24 protein-coding genes are annotated in these 22,413 nt (G+C 62.1%); 14 read left to right on the top strand and 10 right to left on the bottom strand.

Annotated elements, in window-relative coordinates; all coding sequences use genetic code 11:
* The first annotated feature begins 204 nt into the window (after positions 1-204).
* Positions 205-1,314 (top strand): peptidylprolyl isomerase, encoded by a 1,110-nt coding sequence (locus tag ACI5KX_RS04865; RefSeq protein WP_406809547.1) that lies wholly within the window; start codon positions 205-207, stop codon positions 1,312-1,314.
* Complete coding sequence (locus ACI5KX_RS04860; RefSeq protein ID WP_406809546.1) at positions 1,307-1,621, top strand: DUF1905 domain-containing protein; 315 nt, start codon at positions 1,307-1,309, stop codon at positions 1,619-1,621. Before ACI5KX_RS04865 ends, ACI5KX_RS04860 begins: the two co-directional genes overlap by 8 nt.
* Here the strand turns inward: ACI5KX_RS04860 and ACI5KX_RS04855 are convergent.
* From ACI5KX_RS04855 to ACI5KX_RS04845, 3 genes are read right to left on the bottom strand one after another with little or no spacing between them, the layout of a single operon-like run.
* Positions 1,618-2,205, bottom strand: coding sequence for an N-acetyltransferase family protein (locus tag ACI5KX_RS04855; protein WP_406809545.1), 588 nt, complete (start codon positions 2,203-2,205; stop codon positions 1,618-1,620). The genes ACI5KX_RS04860 and ACI5KX_RS04855 overlap by 4 nt on opposite strands.
* Before the next feature lie 31 nt (positions 2,206-2,236).
* Positions 2,237-2,602: a VOC family protein gene (locus tag ACI5KX_RS04850; RefSeq protein ID WP_406809544.1), complete on the bottom strand. Its 366-nt coding sequence runs from the start codon at positions 2,600-2,602 to the stop codon at positions 2,237-2,239.
* 16 nt (positions 2,603-2,618) lie between these two features.
* Positions 2,619-4,709 carry a RelA/SpoT family protein gene (locus ACI5KX_RS04845; protein WP_406809543.1) on the bottom strand — a complete coding sequence of 697 codons (2,091 nt, stop codon included), beginning with the start codon at positions 4,707-4,709 and terminating at the stop codon, positions 2,619-2,621.
* Between the two features lie 128 nt (positions 4,710-4,837).
* On the opposite strand from ACI5KX_RS04845, the gene ACI5KX_RS04840 reads away from it, so the two are divergent.
* The 3 genes from ACI5KX_RS04840 (at position 4,838) to ACI5KX_RS04830 (ending at position 7,129) form a co-directional block, all read left to right on the top strand.
* Positions 4,838-5,722 (top strand): family 16 glycosylhydrolase, encoded by an 885-nt coding sequence (locus ACI5KX_RS04840; protein WP_406809542.1) that lies wholly within the window; start codon positions 4,838-4,840, stop codon positions 5,720-5,722.
* Between the two features lie 257 nt (positions 5,723-5,979).
* Complete coding sequence (locus ACI5KX_RS04835; RefSeq protein ID WP_406809541.1) at positions 5,980-6,264, top strand: hypothetical protein; 285 nt, start codon at positions 5,980-5,982, stop codon at positions 6,262-6,264.
* A 472-nt stretch (positions 6,265-6,736) separates the two neighbouring features.
* On the top strand, positions 6,737-7,129 hold the full coding sequence (locus ACI5KX_RS04830; RefSeq protein WP_406809540.1) for a hypothetical protein: 393 nt from the start codon (positions 6,737-6,739) through the stop codon (positions 7,127-7,129).
* A gap of 32 nt (positions 7,130-7,161) precedes the next feature.
* On the opposite strand, the gene hemF is transcribed toward ACI5KX_RS04830, so the two are convergent.
* Positions 7,162-8,019 (bottom strand): oxygen-dependent coproporphyrinogen oxidase, encoded by an 858-nt coding sequence (hemF, locus tag ACI5KX_RS04825; protein WP_406809539.1) that lies wholly within the window; start codon positions 8,017-8,019, stop codon positions 7,162-7,164.
* A 134-nt stretch (positions 8,020-8,153) separates the two neighbouring features.
* Here hemF and pdeM point away from each other — a divergent pair, with 134 nt between their 5' ends.
* The 8 genes from pdeM (at position 8,154) to ACI5KX_RS04785 (ending at position 17,600) form a co-directional block, all read left to right on the top strand.
* Positions 8,154-8,861, top strand: coding sequence for a ligase-associated DNA damage response endonuclease PdeM (gene pdeM / locus ACI5KX_RS04820; protein WP_406809538.1), 708 nt, complete (start codon positions 8,154-8,156; stop codon positions 8,859-8,861).
* A 102-nt stretch (positions 8,862-8,963) separates the two neighbouring features.
* Positions 8,964-9,482, top strand: coding sequence for a translation initiation factor IF-3 (gene infC, locus ACI5KX_RS04815; RefSeq protein WP_406809537.1), 519 nt, complete (start codon positions 8,964-8,966; stop codon positions 9,480-9,482).
* A gap of 334 nt (positions 9,483-9,816) precedes the next feature.
* Positions 9,817-10,950, top strand: a complete 1,134-nt coding sequence (locus ACI5KX_RS04810; protein ID WP_406809536.1) for a DUF547 domain-containing protein — start codon at positions 9,817-9,819, stop codon at positions 10,948-10,950.
* A 299-nt stretch (positions 10,951-11,249) separates the two neighbouring features.
* Entirely contained in the window at positions 11,250-12,242 is a 993-nt protein-coding gene (locus tag ACI5KX_RS04805) for a DUF547 domain-containing protein (protein ID WP_406809535.1), read from the top strand.
* 101 nt (positions 12,243-12,343) lie between these two features.
* Positions 12,344-13,543, top strand: a complete 1,200-nt coding sequence (locus ACI5KX_RS04800) for a DUF547 domain-containing protein (protein WP_406809534.1) — start codon at positions 12,344-12,346, stop codon at positions 13,541-13,543.
* A 213-nt stretch (positions 13,544-13,756) separates the two neighbouring features.
* Entirely contained in the window at positions 13,757-15,184 is a 1,428-nt protein-coding gene (locus tag ACI5KX_RS04795; protein WP_406809533.1) for an SLC13 family permease, read from the top strand.
* A 240-nt stretch (positions 15,185-15,424) separates the two neighbouring features.
* On the top strand, positions 15,425-16,741 hold the full coding sequence (locus ACI5KX_RS04790) for a cystathionine gamma-synthase family protein (RefSeq protein ID WP_406809532.1): 1,317 nt from the start codon (positions 15,425-15,427) through the stop codon (positions 16,739-16,741).
* A 40-nt stretch (positions 16,742-16,781) separates the two neighbouring features.
* Positions 16,782-17,600, top strand: coding sequence for an SDR family NAD(P)-dependent oxidoreductase (locus tag ACI5KX_RS04785; RefSeq protein ID WP_406809531.1), 819 nt, complete (start codon positions 16,782-16,784; stop codon positions 17,598-17,600).
* Between the two features lie 51 nt (positions 17,601-17,651).
* On the opposite strand, the gene ACI5KX_RS04780 is transcribed toward ACI5KX_RS04785, so the two are convergent.
* Positions 17,652-18,065 carry a hypothetical protein gene (locus ACI5KX_RS04780; RefSeq protein ID WP_406809530.1) on the bottom strand — a complete coding sequence of 138 codons (414 nt, stop codon included), beginning with the start codon at positions 18,063-18,065 and terminating at the stop codon, positions 17,652-17,654.
* A gap of 181 nt (positions 18,066-18,246) precedes the next feature.
* Complete coding sequence (locus ACI5KX_RS04775; protein ID WP_406809529.1) at positions 18,247-18,780, bottom strand: DnaJ domain-containing protein; 534 nt, start codon at positions 18,778-18,780, stop codon at positions 18,247-18,249.
* A 181-nt stretch (positions 18,781-18,961) separates the two neighbouring features.
* On the opposite strand from ACI5KX_RS04775, the gene ACI5KX_RS04770 reads away from it, so the two are divergent.
* The gene (locus ACI5KX_RS04770) at positions 18,962-19,123 is read left to right on the top strand and encodes a hypothetical protein (RefSeq protein WP_406809528.1); all 162 of its coding nucleotides are present in this window, start codon (positions 18,962-18,964) and stop codon (positions 19,121-19,123) included.
* Positions 19,124-19,128: 5 nt separating this feature from the next.
* Here ACI5KX_RS04770 and pal read toward each other — a convergent pair whose 3' ends face one another.
* The 4 genes from pal to ACI5KX_RS04750 all read right to left on the bottom strand — a co-directional run bounded on the left by pal (position 19,129) and on the right by ACI5KX_RS04750 (position 22,378).
* Complete coding sequence (gene pal / locus ACI5KX_RS04765; protein ID WP_406809527.1) at positions 19,129-19,647, bottom strand: peptidoglycan-associated lipoprotein Pal; 519 nt, start codon at positions 19,645-19,647, stop codon at positions 19,129-19,131.
* Between the two features lie 61 nt (positions 19,648-19,708).
* Entirely contained in the window at positions 19,709-21,127 is a 1,419-nt protein-coding gene (gene tolB / locus ACI5KX_RS04760; RefSeq protein ID WP_406809526.1) for a Tol-Pal system beta propeller repeat protein TolB, read from the bottom strand.
* The gene (locus ACI5KX_RS04755; RefSeq protein WP_406809525.1) at positions 21,124-21,924 is read right to left on the bottom strand and encodes an energy transducer TonB; all 801 of its coding nucleotides are present in this window, start codon (positions 21,922-21,924) and stop codon (positions 21,124-21,126) included. Before ACI5KX_RS04755 ends, tolB begins: the two co-directional genes overlap by 4 nt.
* A 13-nt stretch (positions 21,925-21,937) precedes the next feature.
* Positions 21,938-22,378, bottom strand: a complete 441-nt coding sequence (locus tag ACI5KX_RS04750) for an ExbD/TolR family protein (RefSeq protein WP_406809524.1) — start codon at positions 22,376-22,378, stop codon at positions 21,938-21,940.
* Between the last annotated feature and the right edge of the window lie 35 nt (positions 22,379-22,413).

The raw sequence follows: 22,413 nt of genomic DNA, 5'->3' as shown, positions 1-22,413 counted from the left end.
GAGTCGCATTGGGCAGCGCTGCGCGGAATGGCATTCCCTGCGAACGCTGTATCCCAAGAGCCCCTTTCCGCCCTCAAAAACGCGCGGAAAGGGGTTTTTGTTTGGGAGCTCTTTTCTTTCCTCGCTCATGCGACCTGACGGTCGCAATGCTGCGGGCGGCCGGTTGGCCTTGCGGCGCTTCGCGCCGAGTGCCAAACATCGGGCATGAAGAAACCTTTGCTTGCCGCCAGCGCCGCTCTCGCCCTTGCCTTGCCCGCTTCCGCCCAGGAGGAACCCGAGGGTGCGACCTCGCCCAACCAGATCGTCGAGACCGCTGCTCTCGACGAGTGGGTGGCGATCCCGGCTGAGGACCTGCTGGTGATGACGCTCGCGCCCGCCACGGATGGATCGGCGCGTGAGGTGGTGATCCAGCTGATGCCCGCGCCGTTCTCGCAAGGGTGGGTCGAGAACATCCGCACCCTCGCCCGCGCGCAGTGGTACGACGGGATCAGCGTCAACCGCGTGCAGGACAATTACGTCGTCCAGTGGGGCGATCCGGGATACGACAATCCGGAGAGCGGCGAGGTTGAGCAGAAACCGCTGCCAGAGGGGCTTCGGGTAATGGGAGAGGATGAATACGCTGCGACCGGACTTCTTAGTATTCCCGATCCGCGGGGTCGTCCGAGATTCAATTACACGCTGGGCGCGATGATGATGCGCAATGCGATGATAGCCGCCAGCGGCGGAGTTGCCATCCCGGACGAATTCGCAGAGGCGCTGGAGACCGGCGAGGCCCCTTCAGAAATGAGCCCGAAGATCGGAGACAACTACGGTCAAATCGCCACGCTTTCCCTAGGTTGGCCGATCACGGGAACCATGGGTAGCGAGGCAGACAAGAAGAACAGATTCTGGCCCATCCACTGCTACGGAATGGTCGGCGTCGGACGGAACTACTCGCCCGACACCGGATCGGGCGCGGAACTCTACACCGTGATCGGCCATGCACCGCGCCATCTCGATCGCAACATTGCGCTGGTCGGGAGGATCGTCAGCGGGATGGAGCACCTCTCCTCGTTGCCGCGCGGCTCGGGTGTGCTGGGCTTCTACACAGAGGAAGAGGCCGACAAGCGCACCCCGATCCTGTCGGTCCGCGTCGCCTCCGACCTGCCCGAGAGCGAGCGCCCGGGTTTCGAATATCTCTCCACCGAAGGCGAGACCTTCGCCAAATATGCCGAGGCGCGCGCCTACCGCCGCGATCCGTTCTTCATCGTGCCGGCAGGCGGGGCGGATATCTGCAACATCCCGGTCCCGATCCGGCCGGTGGCGGGTGAGTGAAACCCTCTCCACCATCCTGCCACTCAAGCGTTGGCAGGGCGAGAAGGCGGTCTACCACCTCGTCGCTTTCACCGGCGCCGAGGCTGAAGCCATTGCGGCGCATGCGATGATGCACCGGCTCGAATTCGGGCGTCAACGCGGGTTCGGCTCGGTCAAGGTAATCGCGCGGATCGGTGCAACCGAGTGGACAACTTCGGTCTTCCCCCAGCGCAAGCAATCCGAATGGGTGCTGCTGGTCAGCAAGAAGGTGATGCGTGCCGAAGGGATTGCGCCCGGGGACAGCATTCCGGTGTCTCTGACGATTTAGTCCGAGCGCTCGTCCCACGCGCGAAACACAGCGGCCAGACCACGGACATCGGTTTCGGCTTTCAGAGCCTCGATCGCGGCGAGGATTTCAATCTCGAAATGCACCACTCCTCGTTCCTGACCGGCTTGTCTGCCGCCGAGCGAGCGGGCCAGCGCGAGAGCAGCTTCATTGTCTGGAAGTACATGGCAGTCCAGCGTCTCGAGCCCCTCGCTCCGGCAATCAAGCAGCAGCACTGCGGTCAGGAGGCGTGCCAGCCCCTTCCCGTGATGAGCGTCGATAACCGCGACCGAGAATTCCGCGACCGAAGGATCGTCTTCATCCCGGAACGCGTGGACCACGCCGAGCGCCGGTTGACCCGGCTCGCGCACAGCAATCGCGCCCCAGGCGATGTGTCGGTATCCATCGACATCCAGCAACGCATCAAGCACGTGCTGCGGCGGCTCGCGCATGCCGGAGAAGAACCGCAGGTAGCGGGACCGGCTCGAGAGTTTGGCGATTCCTTCCCGCAAGCGGGCTTCGTCTCCGGCGTCGACTTCACGAATGCAGATCGGAAGTCCATCATTGAGCTGGGTGTCGATGATCATCCTGTTTCGCCGCTACCCTTGGGGAATCCGGTCAGGTCTCGCCGCGCTGCATGAATTCGACGCGGTTGCCGAACGGATCGAAGGTAAAGAACCGCGCGTAGCCTTCGACCGGCTTGTCGTCATGCGTCTCGATATTCGCGGTTTCGAGCCGAGTCCGCAGGCTCGCGAGATCATCGACGAGAAACGCCGGATGCGCCTTGCGCGCCGGGACGAACTCGGGATCGACCCCGATATGCAGGCTCACCCCGCCGCGTTCGAACCAGCATCCGGTAGGCGAGAGATTGTCGGGCTTGGGCACCTCGTGCATTCCCAGCAGGTCGCCGTAAAAGCGCCGCGCACGGTCCTCGCCGCCAGCGGGAATGGCGATCTGGATATGGTCTAGCCCGATAATCGCCATCAGATCCGCTCCGGCTTCATATGCGCTCTGCCTGCGCCACAGCATCGCTCGCCCTGAGCGCGCTCAATATCCGTGAGAGGTGCGCGAGGTCCTGCACCTCGGCGTCGATCTCGTAGGTGGTGAACGGATGGTCGAGCTGGGTCTGCGCGAGGCTCGTCACGTTGATCTTGTTCTGCGCGAAGATGCCCGCCATTTCGGCGAGCGTGCCGGGCCGGTCGTAAAGCGTCACCGAAAGCCGCCCGACCGCGCCGTGCGAGCGCTTGCCCCACGACAGGTCGAGCCAGTCGGTATCGACCCCGTTGGCCAGTTCGAGACAGTCGATCGTGTGCACCAGCACCGTCTCGCCCTTGCGCCTCAGGCCGACTATCCGGTCTCCCGGCACCGGGTGGCAACAGGTCGCCAGCTCGAATCCGACACCCGGGGTCATCCCTTTGATCGAGATCGCCCGGTCGCGCGCGGGCCAGTCCTCGTCGTCTTCGAAATCGGCGGTGCAGCCGGGAACGAGCGCTTCCATCACCTCGCGGTCGGTAAGCTTGGCCGACCCGATCGCGAACATGAGATCTTCCGGTCCATCCATTCCCAGTCGTTCGATCGCGTCGCGGATCGCTTTGCGCCCGATCCGGGCGGGCACGCGCGAGGCGATCTCGTCGAACAGTTTTGAGCCGATATCGGCCACCTCGGCGCGCTCCTTGAGGCGCACCGCGCGGCGGATCGAGGCGCGCGCCTTGCCGGTGACGACGAAGCCCAGCCACGATAGCTGAGGCTCGGCGGCCGAGCCCTTGATGATCTCGACCACATCGCCGTTGTTGAGCGGGGTGCGCAGCGGCATGTGCCGCCCGTTGATCTTCGCGCCGACGCAGGAAAGCCCGAGATCGGTGTGAACCGCGAAAGCGAAATCGACCGAGGTCGCCCCCTTCGGCAATTGGAACAGCGCGCCCTTGGGCGTGAACGCGAAGATGCGATCCTGGTAGATCGCCATCCGCGTATGCTCGAGCAGTTCCTCGGCATCGTGGCTCGCATCGACGATCTCGATCAGATCACGCAGCCAGCCGACCTGCCCGTCGGCCTTGTCATGCTGCTTGTAGGCCCAGTGCGCCGCGAGCCCGAATTCGTTGCGCTGGTGCATCTGCCGGGTGCGGATCTGCACCTCCACCCGCATCGAATTCTCGTACATCAGCGAGGTGTGAAGCGAGCGATAACCGTTCGATTTCGGGGTGGAAATGTAATCCTTGAAACGGCCTGGAAGAAATTGCCACGTCGTGTGCAGGATGCCCAGGGCGCGATAACAATCCGCCTCCGTTTCCGTGATGACGCGGAACGCCATGATATCGGTCACCTGTTCGAAGCTGACATGGCGCTCCGACATCTTGTTCCAGATCGAATAGGGGTGCTTCTCGCGCCCCGACACCTCGACCTGCAGTCCCGCTTCGGCCAGCGCCTGCTTGATCTTGAGCGCGATCGCATCGACCTGGCCGCCATCCTGCCCGCGCAATTCTTCGAGCCGTTTGGAGATCGTGGCAAAGGCTTCTGGCTCGAGCTGCTCGAAGGCAAGCAGCTGCATTTCGCGCATATATTCGTACATCCCCACACGCTCGGCGAGCGGCGCGTAGATATCCATCGTCTCGCGCGCGATGCGTTGGCGTTTCTCGGGCGACTTGATGAAGTGCAGCGTGCGCATGTTGTGCAGCCGGTCGGCGAGCTTCACCAGCAGCACGCGAATGTCCTCGCTCATGGCGAGCAGGAACTTGCGCAGGTTCTCGGCCGCCCGCTCGTCTTCGGGCATGGCTTCGATCTTGGAAAGCTTGGTCACCCCGTCGACCAGCCGCGCGACTTCGTGGCCGAAATGCTGCTCGATATCGTCGATCGTCGCCAGCGTATCCTCGACCGTGTCGTGGAGCAGCGCGGTGATGATGGTTTTCTCGTCGAGCTGGAGGTCGGTCATCAACCCCGCAACTTCGATCGGGTGCGAGAAATACGGATCGCCGCTCGCGCGCTTCTGCGTGCCGTGTTTTTGCACGGTGTAGACATAGGCGCGGTTGAGCGCCGCCTCGTCGGCGTCGGGGTCATAGTCCTTGACCTTCTCAACGAGTTCATACTGGCGCAGCATTGACTTAGATATGTGCCCCGGCGCGGGCGGGAGCAAGCGCGAATTGCATGCGCATGAATTCGTCTGCGCAGCGGTGGCGCCGACGCTGCGTCATGCTAGGGTCCGGCGCAGCAATTGGGAGAACATTCATGCACTTTGCCGCTCCAAAGCTTACGATACTCTCGGCCGCCTTGCTCGCCCCGCCAGCGGCAGCCTCGGACGATCACGCAATATCGGCCAGCGCCGAAGCGCGGGAGCTGGTATTTGCGGAAGAATTCAACGCCGGCGAGCTCGATCGGAAGACCTGGAACGTCGTCGGCATGGACTTCTGGGTGAACAACGAACAGCAGGCCTATGTCGACAGTCCGGAGACGATCCAGTTCACCGACGAGGTCGAAGGAGCGGATGGCGGCGCGCTGGTGCTGCGCCCCGTCTACAAACCCGGCGTCGACACCAAAAAAGATCGCAAGGCCGATTTCATCTCGGGCCGGATCAATTCGCGCGGCAAGGCGGACTTCACCTATGGCCGGGTCGAGGCGCGCATAAAGATGCCCGATGCCGAGGGCGTGTGGCCGGCCTTCTGGATGCTCGGCAATGGTCGCTGGCCGGACACCGGGGAAATCGACATCATGGAATATGTCGGCGAAAAGGACTGGACCGGTGTGGCACTCCACGGACCGGGCTATTCGGGCGATACCCCGATCGTGAACAAATTCTTTTTCGACGAAGGGACGGACGCAACCGGCTGGCACGTCTATACGATCGAATGGACCAAAGACGCGATCCTGTTCGAAGTCGACGGACGCCTCACCTACCGCGCGTCACGACCGATGGTCGAACGCTATGGTGAATGGCGGTTCGACACGCCCAAATTCCTGATCCTCAATTTCGCGCTCGGCGGTGCCTACCCCTACAAGACCAACATGATCGAGAAACCCTACAACGGAATGCCGCAATCGACCGTCGACCAGATCAAGGCGGGCGAAGTCGCCATGTATGTCGACTGGGTCCGGGTCTACGAGCCGCTGCCTTAACCGACTTCGAGGCAAGGCATTTCCCATTCGCATCGGCCCGGCACTTTGCCGTTGCCTCCGCTTGCGCGGGACAGATTCTCTATGGCGGTGAATTCAACCTACCCATATCCAAGAAAATATTTTCCGAAATTGTGCAAATACAGAATATCGAGTCAATATAAATACAACGATTCGCGGTCTTGATTCACAACGAATTTCATTCACATTGACACGGCAACATAATCTCCGAGTCGCAAAGCGTTTTGATAGGAGAATTTATGGAAGACCGTGTATCTTTAGCTAACCTCGACTCTGCAATTGCAGAAGCTCTCAAGGGAACTGACATTGGCAAGGGTCGAATTATTTACGGCTTCCTTCCGCCTGATTGGTACGGCAAAGACGAAGCGTTCAAGCTCGCCGAAAAGGTAACCGGTCAACTCAGCGGCGACTTCAAGCCTGCGGTCATGAAGATCGAAGGTCCCGAGCTCTCGGTCGCAGAGGGTTTCAAGAATCCGTACATCGTCGGATTTATCGGACCGATCGATCCGCGCATCGTCCGATGACCGGCCAGCCGACGCCTGGGCGCAGGCCTGTCCTGTGTCCCAGCGCTCCGGCGGACGCGGATGACGCGCGAGCGTTCGGCATCGTAACTCGGTCCAATGGGCGCGGGAGGCGTGTACGGTGGTTGGAAGAGCCCGTACCGGTAACCCCGGAATTCCTGGCCAAGACCGGAGACGTCGAGCCGACGCGGGTCCTTCGTTTCGCCGGAGCGTGCCAAGAGAGCTCTTGCGCCCATTTCAACGGAAGCGATTGCGAACTGGCGACCCGGCTGGTCGGAATGCTCGAGCCGGTCGCGGAGAAGTTGCCGCCCTGTACTATCCGTCGCGACTGCCGATGGTTCAAGCAGGAGCGCATCGCCGCATGTCGGCGATGTCCGCAGATCGCCACTGAAAGCAACGATACCGACACGACAATGCGCGAGGCCGCCCGCCCTGCCACTTCGGCGCCCGCTTAACTCCAGACGAGGCCACTACCATGCCCACAAAGATCGTCGATCTATCCGCCCGCTCGAAGATTATCCGTGACGAGCCGTTTCACGTGCATTTCTGGGAATGCACTCCTGACGAGTATCTGAAGTTCCTTGGCCACCCCCGCGAATTCCTGGCGGAGATGGGGATCAGGATTCCGGAGGATTGCCGCATCGAGACGACAATCGAGAATCACGACTGGATCGGCGCCCACGCGCCCGGCATCAAGAGCGACAACGGGACGATCATCTGCAACGTCGGCGGCGGCAACATTGCGCGCGAAGTCTATCGCATCGTCAGCTACGGCCACGATGAATCGACCGTCGCCAAGTTCCGCAAGGAGCTGCTGCACGATCCTGAAATGGAAGAGCAAAATCCACCAGCATCAACCGCTGGTTGATCCGGCAGGCCTTCACCCAAGGGCCAGCGAGGTCATCTCCACGTCGCTCTCGGCGGAAGGCTCATCAGGATGGCATCGACATTGCCGCCGGTCTTCAGGCCGAAGATCGTGCCGCGGTCGTAGACGAGATTGAATTCGGCGTAGCGCCCCCGGTATTCGAGCTGTGCGGCTTCGTCGGCTGCATCGAATTCGCTGTTCATGCGTTTGCGCACCAGCTTCGGGAAAATGTCGAGGAAGGCCTTGCCGACATCCTGCGTGAAGGCGAAATTCCGTTCCCAGCTCGGATCGTCGTCGCATTCGAGATGGTCGTAGAAGATCCCGCCGACCCCGCGGTGGACCTCGCGATGGGGCAGGTAGAAGTAATCGTCGGCCCATTTCTTGAACCGGTCGTAATAGGTAGGATTGTGCGCCGAGCACGCAGCGCGCATCGCGGCATGGAATTCCTCGGTGTCTTCCTCATAGGGGATCGGCGGATTGAGGTCCGCCCCGCCGCCGAACCATGCCTTGCCGGTCGTCAGGAACCGCGTGTTCATGTGCACGGCGGGCACATGCGGGTTGGCCATATGTGCGACGAGGCTGATCCCGGTCGCGGTGAAACCGGGGTTTTCTGGATCGGCACCGTTGATGCTGCCGGCGAACTCCTTGGGAAAGTTGCCGCGCACGGTCGAGCAGTTTACGCCGACCTTCTCGAACACGGTGCCTTTCATCAGGCCCTGCACGCCGCCGCCGGGATCTTCGTTGCCTTCTTCCTCGCGGGTCCAGGGAGTGTAGGTGAAGGACGCTTCCGAACCCGCCTCGCGCTCGATCTCTTCGAATGCGGCACAGATTTGGTCGCGCAAGCTTTCAAACCATTTGCGCGCGCGATCCGTATGCGGTGTCCAGTCGGTCATTAAGCTTCCCATCCCCTTCGCCGTTGCTTGCTGTGACAGCGCCTGTGTCCATCCGCTTTGACAAATGTCAAGTCAACCACAGTCTTGGCGATCCGGCTCTTGCCAAAGCCGGTCAAGCGCGGCAGAGGTGCTGCATGGTTCCCGTTTCGTTCGCCCCTCTTCCGTTTGCCGGAGAGGAGCTTGTCCTGATGAAGAGCAATGCGCTTTACTGGCCGCGCGAGCGCGCGCTGCTGGTGGCCGACCTGCATCTGGAGAAGGGCAGCTGGTATGCAAAGCACGGCCAGATGCTGCCACCCTATGACAGCCGCGAAACGCTCGAGAGGGTCGCCGATGCGGTGAAGGCGACCGGGGCGCGCAGAGTCATTACGCTGGGCGACAATTTCCATGACGATGCCGGTACGCACCGGCTCGATCCGTATGCGGCCGGGATGCTCGAATCGCTGACCCGCGCGCTCGAATGGGTGTGGATCACGGGCAACCACGACGAGCAGATGCACCGGGCGTTCGGCGCGACTCTGGTCGAGGAACTCGAGATCAATGGCATCGCGCTACGGCACGAAGCAAAGCGCGGCGAAACGCGACCCGAGCTTTCGGGCCACTATCACCCCAAGATGCGGCTCAAGGTGCGCAACCGCCATATCGCCCGCCCCTGCGGCGTTGTCAGCCGGGCAAAGGACAGGGGCGACCGCATGATCCTGCCAGCCTTCGGCGCCTACACCGGCGGCATGGATGCCGGATCGCCCGAAATCATGGAGGCCCTGCAGCCGGCATCGCGCATCGATGCCGTGCTCTCCGCGAAACACAAACTGGTCAGCTTTCCGCTTTATCGCGAGGCGGCCTGAGACTCCGCTAGAATTTGCAAGGATTTCGCCTTACATAGGGCGCATCACAAGACTCAGGCTACCACAGGAGATTCTCACATAGCCCGTCCACCTCGGCGTTCGATGGCCCCGCCAGTCAAAAGCGGCCCTCGCTACGATCAGTTTATCCAGGTTCCGAAAGTTCGCGTTATTGACGACGAAGGCGAGAACCTTGGTGTAATGTACACCAAAGAAGCGGTTGAGCAGGCCCAGGACAAGGGTCTCAACCTCGTCGAAGTGTCCCCCAATGCGGACCCGCCGGTGTGCAAGTTCCTCGATGTTGGCAAGTATCGCTACGAGGCCCAGAAAAAGGCCAACGCCGCGCGCAAGACGCAGAAGACGCAGGACATCAAGGAAGTGAAGATGCGTCCCAACATCGACACGCACGATTACGACGTGAAGATGCGGAACGTGAACAAGTTCATCGAACATGGCGACAAGGTGAAGGTCACCCTACGCTTCCGCGGGCGGGAGATGGCGCACCAGCACCTCGGCATGGACCTGCTCAAGCGGGTGCAGGAAGATGTCGAGGAGATCGCCAAGGTCGAGGCCTTCCCGCGCCTCGAAGGCCGTCAGATGTTGATGGTGCTGGCACCGAAGTAAGATTTGAAGCTGAACAAGGTATCGAAGGGCGGGGCTTGATGCTCCGCCCTTTTCGTTTGTGCAAAGCAGCCGGGGGTCAGACCGACAAACTGCAGGTGTTATCGACAAATAACACACCGCATCCGACAATCGACAACACTCGTATAAGTCCTTGAGCTATATGATCACGTGCGAGGCGGGATCGGTTTCTGCCCTTCTGGGTTTCCCCTTGAAGCCGGTCCCAACTCGCCAACGATACTGCGCCGCGTGACGCCCCCTATCGCTCCTTCCCCAAGGAGCACCCCCGATCAAAGGCCCCGCGAGAGGGCCGCCCAACAGGAAGGACTGAACCCAAATGCCCCGCCTCCCCACCCTTGCCCTTACCGCCGTGAGCGCGCTCGCGCTGCTCGCTTCCCCGGCTACCGCACAGGACGCCGGAGCGGTCGATGCGCAATTCGCAACCTTCACCCCCTCGGCCGAACCTAACAGCGACAAGATCGACTATTCGATCTGGGACGAGGCCATGAAGAATCTCGTCGTCTCGATGGGCCCTAGCCTGCGCGAAGGCGCCGGTTCGCCCCCGCCGAGCTTCGGCACGCGTCGCCAGTACGGGCACGTCTCGCGCTACCGGCTCGAAGGCTCGCGGCTGATGTTCAGCTTTCTCGATGCCGAGATCATCGCCAGCTTCACCGAGTATCGCAAAGACCTCGAGGCGACAGCCGACAAGGTCGACATTCAGAAATTGTCGCGTAACGAACAGCTCGCTTACTGGATCAACCTCCACAATGTCGCGATGATCGAGCAGATCGCCAACGCATGGCCGGTGCGCCAGCCGCGCGAGATCGAGGTCGGCGGTGTGCCGCTTAACGACGCGAAGTTCATCACGGTCGAAGGGATCAAAATGAGCCCGCGCGATATCCGCGAGAAGATCGTCTACAAGAACTGGAAAAGCCCCTCGGTGATCTACGGATTCTGGCGCGGCGAGATCGGTGGTCCGTCGATCCAGCGTGAAGCTTTCAATGCGGACAACGTCGCCCGCCTGCTCGATCGCAGCGCCCGCGATTTCGTCAACTCGCTGCGCGGCACCCAAAAGCAGGGCGACACGTTGCAAGTCTCGACTTTCTACGAGGAAGCGGCGCCGTTCTACTTCCCCGATTTCGAGAAGGACCTGCGCGAACACCTCGCCCGGTATGCCGACACTGAAACCAGCGAAATCCTGGCTGCCACCTCCGATATGAAGGCGGCGGTATCCGAGCACGACATCGCCGATCTTGCCGGCGGCGTGCGCGAACCGACCTACCAGAACATCCAGTCTCCCGACGGCGTTTCGCAAAGCTTCCGCATTCCGCAGAGCATGACCCGCCTGCTCGCCCAGCGCGAACAGAAATTCCAGAAGATCATCCGTGAGGGCCGCACCGGCACGGTCACCTTCAGCAACATAAAACTGCCGGGTGATCCCGAAGACAAGGATACCGGCGAGGTCGAATAGTCCCCCTCGCCCGTTCCGTCCGGTCGAGCCCCGAACGACCGGATACCCCCGAAAGACCGCCGAGCATCAAGTTCGGCGGTCTTTTTTTTGTGGGTGGTTCAGCCAAGGTTTTGATCGGTATCCTTAATTGCTATGCGTACGATCCAGCAATCAGGGGATATTGGCCGATGGTGGGGCTGCCTATTCGAAGCGTTTTGCTCGCCTTAGCGGCGGCAATACTGGCACTCAGCCCGGAAGCCGCGTCTGCGCAATCGCAAGACGAGTCGAGCGAACAGGGTAGCGAGCCATTTGCTACCTTCGTGCCATACGAAGACCGCATCCAGCACCGTATCGACTATTCGATCTGGACTTCGGCCCTGTCCAACTTCGTCATTTCGATGGGACCGCCGCTGCGCAAGAAGCCGTTCAACCCGCCAAGCGTAATCGGCACGCGGCGCCAACTCGGTCACAATTCGATCTACCGGCTCGACGGGTCGATGTTCGCTTTTTCATTCATGAACGACGAAGTGCGTGAGAGCTTCACCGAATACCGGCTCGACCTGCAGAGCGTGGCCGACACGCTCGATATCCAATCGATCCCGCGCAACGAGCAACTCGCCTACTGGCTTAACCTCCACAACGTCGCGATGGTCGAACAGATCGCCAAGCACTGGCCGGTCCGCCAGCCGCGCGAGATCGAAGTCGATGGAGTGCCGCTCGACCACGCCAAGTTCATCGTGGTCGAAGGGATTGCACTTAGCCCTCGCGATATCCGCGAGAAGATCGTCTATCCCAACTGGAGAAACCCGAAGGTCATTTACGGCTTCTGGCGCGGCGAGATCGGCGGGCCGGCGATGCAGCGGGAGGCTTTCACTGGCAACAATGTTTCGGATCAGCTCGACCGCGCCGCACGCGAATTCGCCAATTCCCGGCGCGGGGTCGAAAAGCGCGGGGACACACTCCATGTCTCGCAACTGTTCGAGGAAGCCGCCCCGTTCTACTTCCGCGACTTCGAGGCGGACCTGCGCAAGCACCTGCTCGATTTCGCCGAAGAGGAGGTGCGCGAGATGCTGGGCGAGACCGCTACCGCAAAAGCAAGCCTGAGCGAGCACGATATCGCCGATCTTGCCGGGGGCGCGAGGGACAACCCGTGGTTCTCGAGCGGACGTATTGGCCGCGGAATAGCAACGCTGCTGGCGCAGCGCGCGCAAAAGCTCGACTATGTCGAACGCAAGGGACTGCGACAGGGGCAGGTAATCTTCAGCAATATCGACCTGCCGGGCGATCCGCCCGACAAGAACGAGGTCGAATAAGGTCCGGCAGGCTTCGTTGTCTGCCGTTCATGTTCGGTTAGGGCGGCGTAGAACATTCTGATTTCCGGAGGGATTCGAGACGTCCAGGTGGGAGACCGACCATGAAAACCCGTTCCGTTATCGCCGCACTTGCAATCGGCAGCCTCGCCGCCCCGCTCGCCGCCGAAAGCGCCGAGATCGCGTTTCAGTCGCAAGGCACGCGCGCCGGGGCGCAGGATGCGCTCGCGCAATTTGCTCCGGTCGCAGACCAGCGCGAACACAGGATTGATTACGCCCACTGGGACGAGGCGCTCGCCTGGCTCGTGATCCCGATGGGCCCGTCGATCCGCGAAGGCGCACCGCGTGCTACTCCGGGAACCGGCACTCGCTTCATTTACGGTCATACTTCGCGCTATCGGCTCGAAGGCAATCGCGTGGCCTTCACCTACATCGACGACGAAATCCGCCGCGCGCTGACCGAGTATCGCCAGGATCTCGAGCGCGTGGGGTCCGAACTTGACCTCACCCGCCTCCCTCGCAACGAACAGCTCGCCTACTGGCTCAATCTCCATAACGTCGCGGTGATCGAAGCGCTGGCCAATAACTATCCGCTGCGCGATCCGTCCGAAGGGCCATTCGGTTCGAACGGCGCTGGGCTGCAGGACGCCAAGCTGGTGACAGTACGGGGCGTCGCGCTGAGCCCGCGCGATATTCGCGAGAGGATCGTCTATCCCAACTGGAAGGACCCGAAGGTCATTTACGGGTTCTGGCGCGGCGAGATCGGCGGGCCGTCGATCCAGAGACTCGCCTTCAGCGGCAGCAACGTCGATGCCCTGCTCGCCTTCTCAGCAGAGGAATTCGTCAACTCGCTGCGGGGTGTCGAGGCCTTCAACGGCGCCCTTCGCGTAAGCCGCCTCTATGAAGAGGCCGAGCCCTTCTATTTCTCCGATGCCGGATCACTCCGCGCGCATCTCGCCCAGTTCGCGCGCGACGATGTGAAAGAGCTGATCGGGAAGTATGAAGGGACCGCGTACAATCGCTATGAAACCGATATTGCCGACCTCGTCTATGGCCGGGCCGATCCGGGATTGAATTTCGTCTGTGCGCCGATCACGAATGATGTCCCGTCGGCTTCAGGCGATGCGAACGGTCCTGCCAAATGCGCCGACCAGCCGACCCGTCCGAATCGCGCCGAACAGCGGCTGATGGAAGAGCGTGCGCAGAAGCTCAACAAGGCGTACAAGCGTGGCATCCGCACCGGGCAAGTGATCTATGGCGACGGACAGTATGCCGAGGGCGAAGGGCCGAAAGAGGTCGAGTAAACCGGAGGCCTAGCCGAACACGTCGGCGATAGTATTGATTCCGGCTTCCACTTCAGCCTGTCTGGTGTAGCGCCGCTAGAGGTATCCGGTTGCTCCGCCAATCAGCCTTCAAACCGGCGAGAAGAGTTCGGGGCCAATCCATCGCGCGACACTGGACAGCATCGACGGGCGCGGCAAGAATGCGCCGGCGATGACAGGGGGCGCAACCAACCGATGACTGCACGCCGGATCGGCCTTTTCCTCGGCCCGCTCGCCTTTGCCTTGACCTTCCTTCTTCCCGCGCCCGCCGGAATGAGCGCAGAGGCGTGGCTTGTCGCAGGCCTCGTGATCTGGATGGCGGCGTGGTGGATGACCGAAGCGATCCCACTCACCGCGACCGCGCTGCTTCCTTTCATCTGGCTTCCGCTTGGCGGCGTGATGAATGCGAAGGATACGGCAAGCGCCTATTACGCTCCGATCCTGTTCCTGCTGCTTGGCGGCGCCTTCATCGCCTTGGCGATCGAGCGAACCGGACTGCACAAGCGATTGAGCCTCGCGATCCTGAAGGCGATCGGCACGGGCGGAGGACAGGCGCGATTGTTGCTCGCCTTCATGATTTCGGCTGCGCTGCTTTCGAACCTGATTTCCAACACGTCTACCGCGCTCATCATGATGCCGATGGCCCTGGCGGTTCTGGCGGGAGGCGCTGCCGCTGCGCCCGAGGGAGATGCGCCCCAACAGGAAGGGCTATATGGAGCCCTGCCCATGGGTATCGCCTTCGCCGCGACGATCGGCGGGCTCGGCACCATCGTCGGCTCTCCGACCAACGGGATCGCAGTCGCGCTGCTCGACGACATGATCGGATTGCGGATCACCTTCGCTAGCTGGATGGCGTTCGGCATTCCGATCGTCATCATCGGAATACCGCTCGCCGCCTTCATCATCGCCAAGGTCCAGCGGGTCGCCGAGCACCCTTTCGACGTAGTCGCCGCGCGCGCCGCAATCGACGATCACGCCCCATGGTCCCCTGCGGAGAAGCGGCTGGTGCCGGTTATCGCGATCACCTTCCTGCTCTGGATGACGCAGCGCTGGGTTGCGCCATTCCTGCCCGAAGGCAGCTGGGTCGACGGGACGATCGCGATCATCGCCAGCATGGCGCTGTTCCTGCTGCCCGACGGGACGGGTCGCCCGCTGCTGGTATGGAAGGAAGCCGACCGCGCACCGTGGGGCGTCATCATGATGTTCGGGGGCGGCCTCGCCCTCGCCGCCGGGATGCAGGAAAGCGGGCTTGCGCAATGGCTGGGCGATGCGTTGCTTCCACTCGAAGCCGTCCCGCTGGCGCTGATGGCGCTGGCCATCGTCGCGATGGTGGTGCTGATCACCGAATTCGCGAGCAACGTCGCCACGGCGAGTGCGATCATCCCGGTGATCGCCAGCCTCGCCGCCGCGCTGGGCCTGGGCGAGCAGGCGATCCTGATAGCGATGCCCGCTGCGCTTGCCGCGAGCTGGGGCTTCATCTTGCCCGCCGGAACCGGACCCAACGCCATCGCGTGGAGCACGGGACGACTGCGAATCGGGCGTCTCGTGAAGGCCGGGCTCGTGCTCGACCTGGTCGGGATTTTCCTGCTGGTCGGAATGGTGTGGGCGATCGCGTCGCTTTGATTTGACCCTCAAGCGTCGGGCGACCACGCGACCGAAAGATCGCATGAACAGCGAAACCGCGACCGCGGAGACGCTTGCGGAAATCGGAAAGTTGCGATTGAAACCATCTCGCGATAATTACCCCTCATTGATCGCCCGGTACGGAGAGGCGCTTCTGCGGAGGTTAGAAGCGGGTGCCTGCCGGGCCTCCAATCGGCTCCTGCCTTCCTGGGAGCATTCGCTGAGGAAGGATCGTCGCACATGACCGACGCCATCGACGCTGTTGAAACCCCCACCCCGCGCCGCAACCCGAAACCGGAAAAGACCAGCATCGGCGGGCGCGAACTCAAGCCCTCGACCCTGATGATGGGTCATGGCTACGACCCGACCCTGTCCGAAGGCTCGCTGAAGCCGCCGATCTTCCTGACATCGACCTTCGCCTTCCCGAGCGCGGCCGACGGCAAGCGCCACTTCGAAGGCATCACCGGGCAGCGCCCGGGCGGCGCGGAAGGCCTCGTCTATTCGCGCTTCAACGCGCCGAACCAGGAAATCCTCGAAGATCGCCTTGCGATCTGGGACGGCGCGGAAGATGCGCTGAGCTTTTCGAGCGGGATGACCGCGATCTGCATCCTGATGCTCGCATATGTCAGCCACGGGGATGTCATCGTCCACTCCGGCCCGCTCTATGCAGCGTCCGAAGGCTTCGTCTCCAAGGTGCTGAGCAAATTTGGCGTGACCTATATCGACTTCCCCGCAGGCGCGAGCAGCGAGGAGATCGACGACGTACTCAAGCGCGCCAAGAAACAGGCGGGCGAGAACGGCGGCAAAGTCGCGCTGATCTATCTTGAAAGCCCCGGCAACCCCACCAACGCGCTAGTCGACATCGAAGCGGTCAGGGAAGCGCGCGACGCAAACCTCAAATGGGACTGCCCGATCGCGATCGACAACACCTTTCTCGGTCCGCTGTGGCAGCGGCCGCTCGATCACGGCGCGGACATCGTCGCCTATTCGCTGACCAAATACGTCGGCGGCCATTCGGACCTCGTTGCCGGTAGCATCGCGGGTGCGAAGAAGTGGATGGACCCGGTGCGCGCGCTGCGCAACACGATGGGCGGGATCGTCGATCCCAACACCGCGTGGATGCTGCTGCGTTCGCTCGAGACGGTCGAACTGCGCATGCAGCGCGCGGGCGAGAACGCGGAAAAGGTCTGCGCCTTCCTCAAGGATCACCCGAAGGTCGAAGGGCTCGGCTATCTCGGCCTGATCAAGGATGCGCGCCAGCAGGACATTTACGACCGCCATTGCCTCGGCGCAGGATCGACCTTCTCTGTGTTCCTCAAGGGCGGCGAGGCAGAGTGCTTCCGCTTCCTCGATAATCTCGTGATCGCCAAACTCGCAGTGAGCCTCGGCGGGACCGAGACGCTGGCGAGCCACCCGGCTTCGATGACACACCTGTCCGTCCCACACGCGCGGCGCCAGCAGCTCGGCATCACAGACAGCCTTGTGCGCATCAGCATCGGGATCGAGGATCCTGACGACCTGATCGCCGATTTCGAGCAGGCACTGGAACACGTCTGATCGCTGGCCTAATCTCGCTCCCGAACAAGGGGAGAGAGACATGGCCAGCGACAAACCCGTATTCCTAGTAATCGGCGCAGGCGCCGGGATTGGCGGCCACTGCGCAAAGCACTTTGCCGCGGGAGGGTATTATGCGGTGCTCGCGCGGCGCTCCGACGAAGAGAGCATGGCCAGGATCATCGGCGATATCGAAGATGCGGGCGGCTCCGCGAGCGGCACGCTGATCAACGCTGCCGAGGATGGATCGATAGAGGAACTGGTCGAGCGCACCGAGCGCGACATCGGCCCGATCGGTGCGGCGCTCTACAACCTCGGCGCACAGATCGGGAACCGCACACTGCATGATACGCCGCACAAGACCTTCGAGCTTGGCTGGCGGCTTGGGTGCTACGGCGTGTTCCGGCTTGCCCATGCAATGTTCCCGGCAATGGTCGAGCGCGGCCGCGGCACGCTGCTCGTCACTTCGGCGACTTCGGCGATGCGCGGCAATGCAGGCCAGCACAGCCATGCTGCCGCCATGGGCGGGCGGCGGATGCTGTGCCAGACGCTCAACGCCGAATTCGGACCGCAAGGGATCCACGTCGCGCATATCGTGGTGGACGGCGCGGTCGATGCGCCCGACACACTCGGCAAGCTGCTTGGCGACAAATACGAAGCGTTCAAGGCAAACAAGGGGCCGGATGGGGTGATCGACCCGGGCGAACTGGCCGAAACCTACTGGCATCTCGCGCAACAGCCGAAGAACTGCTGGACCCACGAACTGGACATACGCCCATGGACCGATGTCGCGTGGTGGAACGATAACCCCAACCCCGAAATCGACGGACGCGGCAAGAGCTTCGCGGGGCCGAAAACCTAGCAACTCCAGGTGTCGTCTGCCTTTGGGTGGGAGGGGGAAGTGCGAAGTCGACTACAAGTCCATTTCGGCATCAACAAAGACGGAAGGTCGGCCTGATTCACGGATTAACTCACTCATACGTTCCTCGGTCGGAAAACTGAGAAACGCTTTGATTAGACGATCGGGCTTGAGTTGAAGCGCCTCCTGCCGCGCTTTTCGCCATTTGGAGTCTATCTTCAAACTCTGATTGAAATCGCAAAAGAGACGCACATACCTCGTGTCCGGTGAATTGTCGTTCGGCATCGCGGCCTTGCATTCTTCGAAGCGCACATGCGCATCTTTGTTTCGCCCTTCCGCAAACATAAGTGCGGCATCGAATGCTAGCATAAAGGGATATGCGTTGGCGTGGCGCTCTAAGAAACGATCCAAGCGCTTGCGGACAATGAGCAAGTCTCCCTCTTTGCGATGATGCTGGATTTGTCCCATTGACCAGCGCGCAGAGATTGCTTTGAAGAGTTGGATCGCTTCGCTCCCAAAATCGGCAAGATAGCGTTAGACTGTATGATTATTCGAACGTCCGCAATCGGGTCGATGCCAGCCGGTCAAAGTTTCAAATCTCGGAAGCGGAAATCACAGGGCCCGAAGTCTTCGCGGCGGGCTGTGCACGCTAGCCCCGCCATTCACGGCGCTCTTCGGCCATGCGCAGCACTTCGTAACTGACCTGGATGCGCTGGAATTCCCTGGCCGCCTCTTCGTCGCCCGGCTTTACGTCCGGATGCACTTCCTTCGCTTTCGCGCGGTAGGCCTTCTTGATCGCGGCAAAATCGGCGTCGGCCTCGAGTTCGAGCACTTCCAGCGCCCGCATCTCGTCTGCTGATCGCGAGCCGTCCCCCGAACCGCTCCAACCGTAATGCGAGGCTTCGGCGTAACCGGCGCTTTCCTGTCGCTCGGCGCGGGCGCGTTCTTCCTTCTGCTCCTTGTCGAGCCCTTCGAAGTAATCCCAACCCTTGTTGTATTCAGCGGCGTGCTTCTGGCAGAAATACCAGCGATCCGGGCTGTTGGGCGATTTGGGCGCAGGGCAATCGCCCGGCTCCTCGCAACCGTGCCGGTCGCACAGGCGCACCTCTGTTGCCTCGCGCGAGGCCTCGTAGCCGCGCCAGCGGGGGAATCCCCAGTCGAGCGAGCGGCGGGGCTTAGGCACAGGAACTGCGCGCGATGTCGTTGGTCGAAAGCATTACGCGCTTAACCTAGGCGAGGTCGCACGGATTTCAAAGCGCAGGCATGGTCTTGATGAAAGCGGGAACCCGTTGCGATATGAAATGTTGCATTGCAGTACCGCATTAAATCACCGGCGTACTTCGAACGCCATCAACGAGATCGAAATGAGCCAGCAACTCACCCTTTCCAGCATTTTCTCTGCGCTTGCACTTGCAAGCCTGTGCCTGGCTGCGGGTCATGGAATGCTGGGCGATCCCGTCGGCTCGACTGCCCCGTCGATCGAGTTGAGCGTGCAGGCCGAGACCGCACCCGGCCTGCACGGCTGATCCCATCAATTGATGATAATGCTCGCAGCGCGGCGGTTCTGCGCCCATGCGCTCTCGTTTGACGCGAGCGCCACCGGGCGCTCCTTGCCGTAGCTGACCGTGCGGATCCGGTCCGACGACACACCGAGACTGACGAGATAGTTTTTCGCCGCGTTCGCGCGCCGCTCGCCCAGCGCGAGGTTGTATTCGCGCGTGCCGCGTTCGTCGCAGTGTCCTTCGATGGTAAAGGTAAGCTGCGGATAGCGCGCGAAATACTGTGCCTGGGCCTGAAGCGCGGCGGCATCCTGGCTGTCGATGTTGAAGCGGTCGGTGTCGAAATAGATCACGGTTTGCCCGCCTACCGCGTCTACGAAATGACGCTGGGTACCTACGCTGGGACCACTCGGGGTTGTGCTCGGAGTGGGGGCCGGCGTCGAGATACCCGTATCGGGCGCAGGCGGAAGCTGTTCGGGCGGCTTCTTCGAACAGGCCGCCAGAGCGGTGGCCGAAGCGACGAGAAGCATCGTGGCTTTGATCGTGTTCATCGTGTTCATCCTCTCATGAATGGGGTGCGACCCCGTCGGGGATTTCCAAAGAAGTAACGGTTCAGGGACGAATAGGTCCCCATGCAGGATCCGACGCGTCCACCGGCGTCGGCAGTCTCCTCTCGTTGCGACCGGTCAGGTCGACTTGCCACAAGGCGGACCGACCGGTGTTCCGCTCGGTCCGGAAGAACTGGATGATGCGGCCGTTGGGGGCCCAAGTCGGGGCCTCGTCCTGCCAGCCATTGGTAAGCACGCGGAGGTTACGCCCGTTGGGGCTCATCACTGCCACGTTGAAGTCGCCCGCGATACGGGTGAAGGCGATCTGGTCGCCGCGCGGGCTCCATTCCGGCGTCGCGCAACGCCCGCCGAAGAATGTGATGCGGCGCTGGTTCCGCCCGTCGGCATCCATGACGTAGCATTGCTGCGAGCCCGAACGATCGCTTTCGAATACGATCTTGGACCCATCGGGCGAATAGGACCCGCCGATGTCGATCCCCGGCGTGTCGGTGAGGCGTACGCTCTTACCGCCGGTGACGGGCACGCGGTAGATATCGGTGTTGCCCGCGACCGCCATCGAATAGAGAATGTACCGACCGTCAGGCGACCAGCGTGGCGCGAGTGTCGGATTGCGGTTCTCGGTCACCAGTTGCTGTTTGCCGGTACCGATATCGTAGACGTAGATGCGCGGGTTCCCGTCGACATAGGATAGGTACATGATCTTCGAATAATCGGGCGAATAGCGCGGGGTGAGCGCGGTCGCGCTGCCGAGAGTGAGGAAGCGGTGGTTCGCGCCGTCGCTGTCCATGACCGCAAGCCGCTTCACGCGCTTATCCTTCGGCCCGGTCTCGGCGATATAGGCGATGCGGCTGTCGAAGAACGGGCTTTCGCCGGTCAGCCGGGCGTAGATCAGGTCCGAGCATTTGTGCGCAGCGCGGCGCCAGTCGGCGGGCCGCACGACCCAGCCTTCGCGGATCAGCTCGTCCTGCAAGGCCACATCGTAGAGATAGCAGCCGACCACCAGCCGGCCGTCGCCCTGCGCGCGGACATAGCCGTGGACCAGCATCTCGGCCCCGCGCCCGCTCCAGCTACCCCAGCTCGGCGAAGTGATCTGCGGGAAGCTCGGCTGCGGCAGGCTATCCGGGCCGACCGGCTTGAACAGGCCGTTGTTCCGCAGGTTCGCGGTGATGACCCGCGCGACTTCGCGCCCCAATGCTTCGGTGCCGTTGGCATTGGCCGGCGTCGGCTGGTCGCGATCGGTCGCAAAGGCCGGGATGGCCACGCCAATATCGGACCAGTCGCTTTCGTCGGTGACGGTGAAAGTCAGCCCGCCCTCTTCGGCCTGTTCGTCGGAGGCCGCTGTGCCGGTCGTTTCGACCTCGCCGCCTTCGCCCACCGGCTCTCCAAGATCGGTCTGCTGGGCCAGCGCCGGGCTCGCAAGCGAGACGGCCAATAGCGAAATGGTAAAGAGGCTGAATTTCATCGTGAAAGGTTCCTATCGAAGCGCGCACCCCGGATCGACTTCCAGGCATTATAGTATTCGTCGGGCAGGTCGAAAGGCGCGGCAAGCTGCACTGCGCGGATCGCCCGCTCGGCATGGAGCGCCTTTTGCGGGCGGTTGGCATCGGTCTCGCCGCTTTGCCTGAGCACCCGGGGTCGGCCTTTGAGCGAGCCGTCTTCATTCAGGTCGAAAGCGAGCTCGGTCACTAGAAGCTCTGCATCAACGCCGCTCGGCGCATTCCAGTGCGGACGGATTTGTCGCACGATCGCCTGTATGATCGAAGCCTTCGCGCTCGCCCCGATTTGCGACGCAGGAATCCGGGTGTCGTCGGTCGTAGTCGAGCTCCCCGAACCGGGCAGAAAATCCTCGCCGATGCGGCTGCCGCCGCCGCGCTCGGCGTTGCGGGCTGGCGGATCCGGCTGGCGCGTCGGGGTTGTCGGGCTGTTGCGCTCGGGGCTGGTCGGTGAAGTCGTGGTGCGGCGCTGAGTCGGGGGCGTTGTCGCTTCGGGAATGCTTTCCGTGACATCGGCCTCGCTTACTGGAGCCGGTTCGTCGGAAAGCTCGGGTGCCATCGCGGCGCGGCTGTCCTCGGCCGGGTTCGGTGCGGTCGCTTCGAGGCTTACTTCGCTCGCGAGACTAACCGTCATACGTTCCGGAATGTCCAACACGTCGCCTCGGCTTGGCTGGAACAGCAGCAGGGCCATCACCGCAAGGTGCAGGACGATCGCGACCGGGATGGCAACCCGGTCCTCGCTGCGAAAGATGGCGGTTTCTCCCATTCCGAACCCGAAATTATGGCTCGTTAACTGAACCGCTGGTGACCAGCGATATCGAGTTGCAGCCCGCGCGGTTAAGCTCGCCCAGCACCGCCATGGTGCGCCCGTAATCGACGCTGCGGTCGCCGCGAAAGACGATCACCGGCTGCTGCGCGCCCCCGCACCCAAGCTGGCCGACCGCATCGGGAAAACCGCCGACGGGGACTGCTGCATCATCGATGTAGATCACCCCTTCGGCATCGACCGAAATGGTGATCTGGTCGGGCGTCTGATCGACCGGATTGGCGCGGCTGTCGGGCAGTTCGATCGGCACGCCGACCGCGAGCAGCGGCGCAGTCACCATGAAGATGATCAGCAGCACCAGCATCACGTCGACGAACGGCGTGACGTTGATTTCCGACATGGGTGCGCGCCGCGACCTGCGGCCTGCTCGGCGCGAGGAGACGCTCATGCCCATGAGATTACCTCCTCGCCTTCAAACGGGTGCGAAAG

This window comes from Erythrobacter sp. GH1-10, assembly GCF_045363165.1.
In the GTDB taxonomy this organism is placed as follows: domain Bacteria; phylum Pseudomonadota; class Alphaproteobacteria; order Sphingomonadales; family Sphingomonadaceae; genus Erythrobacter.
Note: the sequence above shows the minus strand (reverse complement) of the source record. Positions and strands in the feature narration are given on the sequence as shown.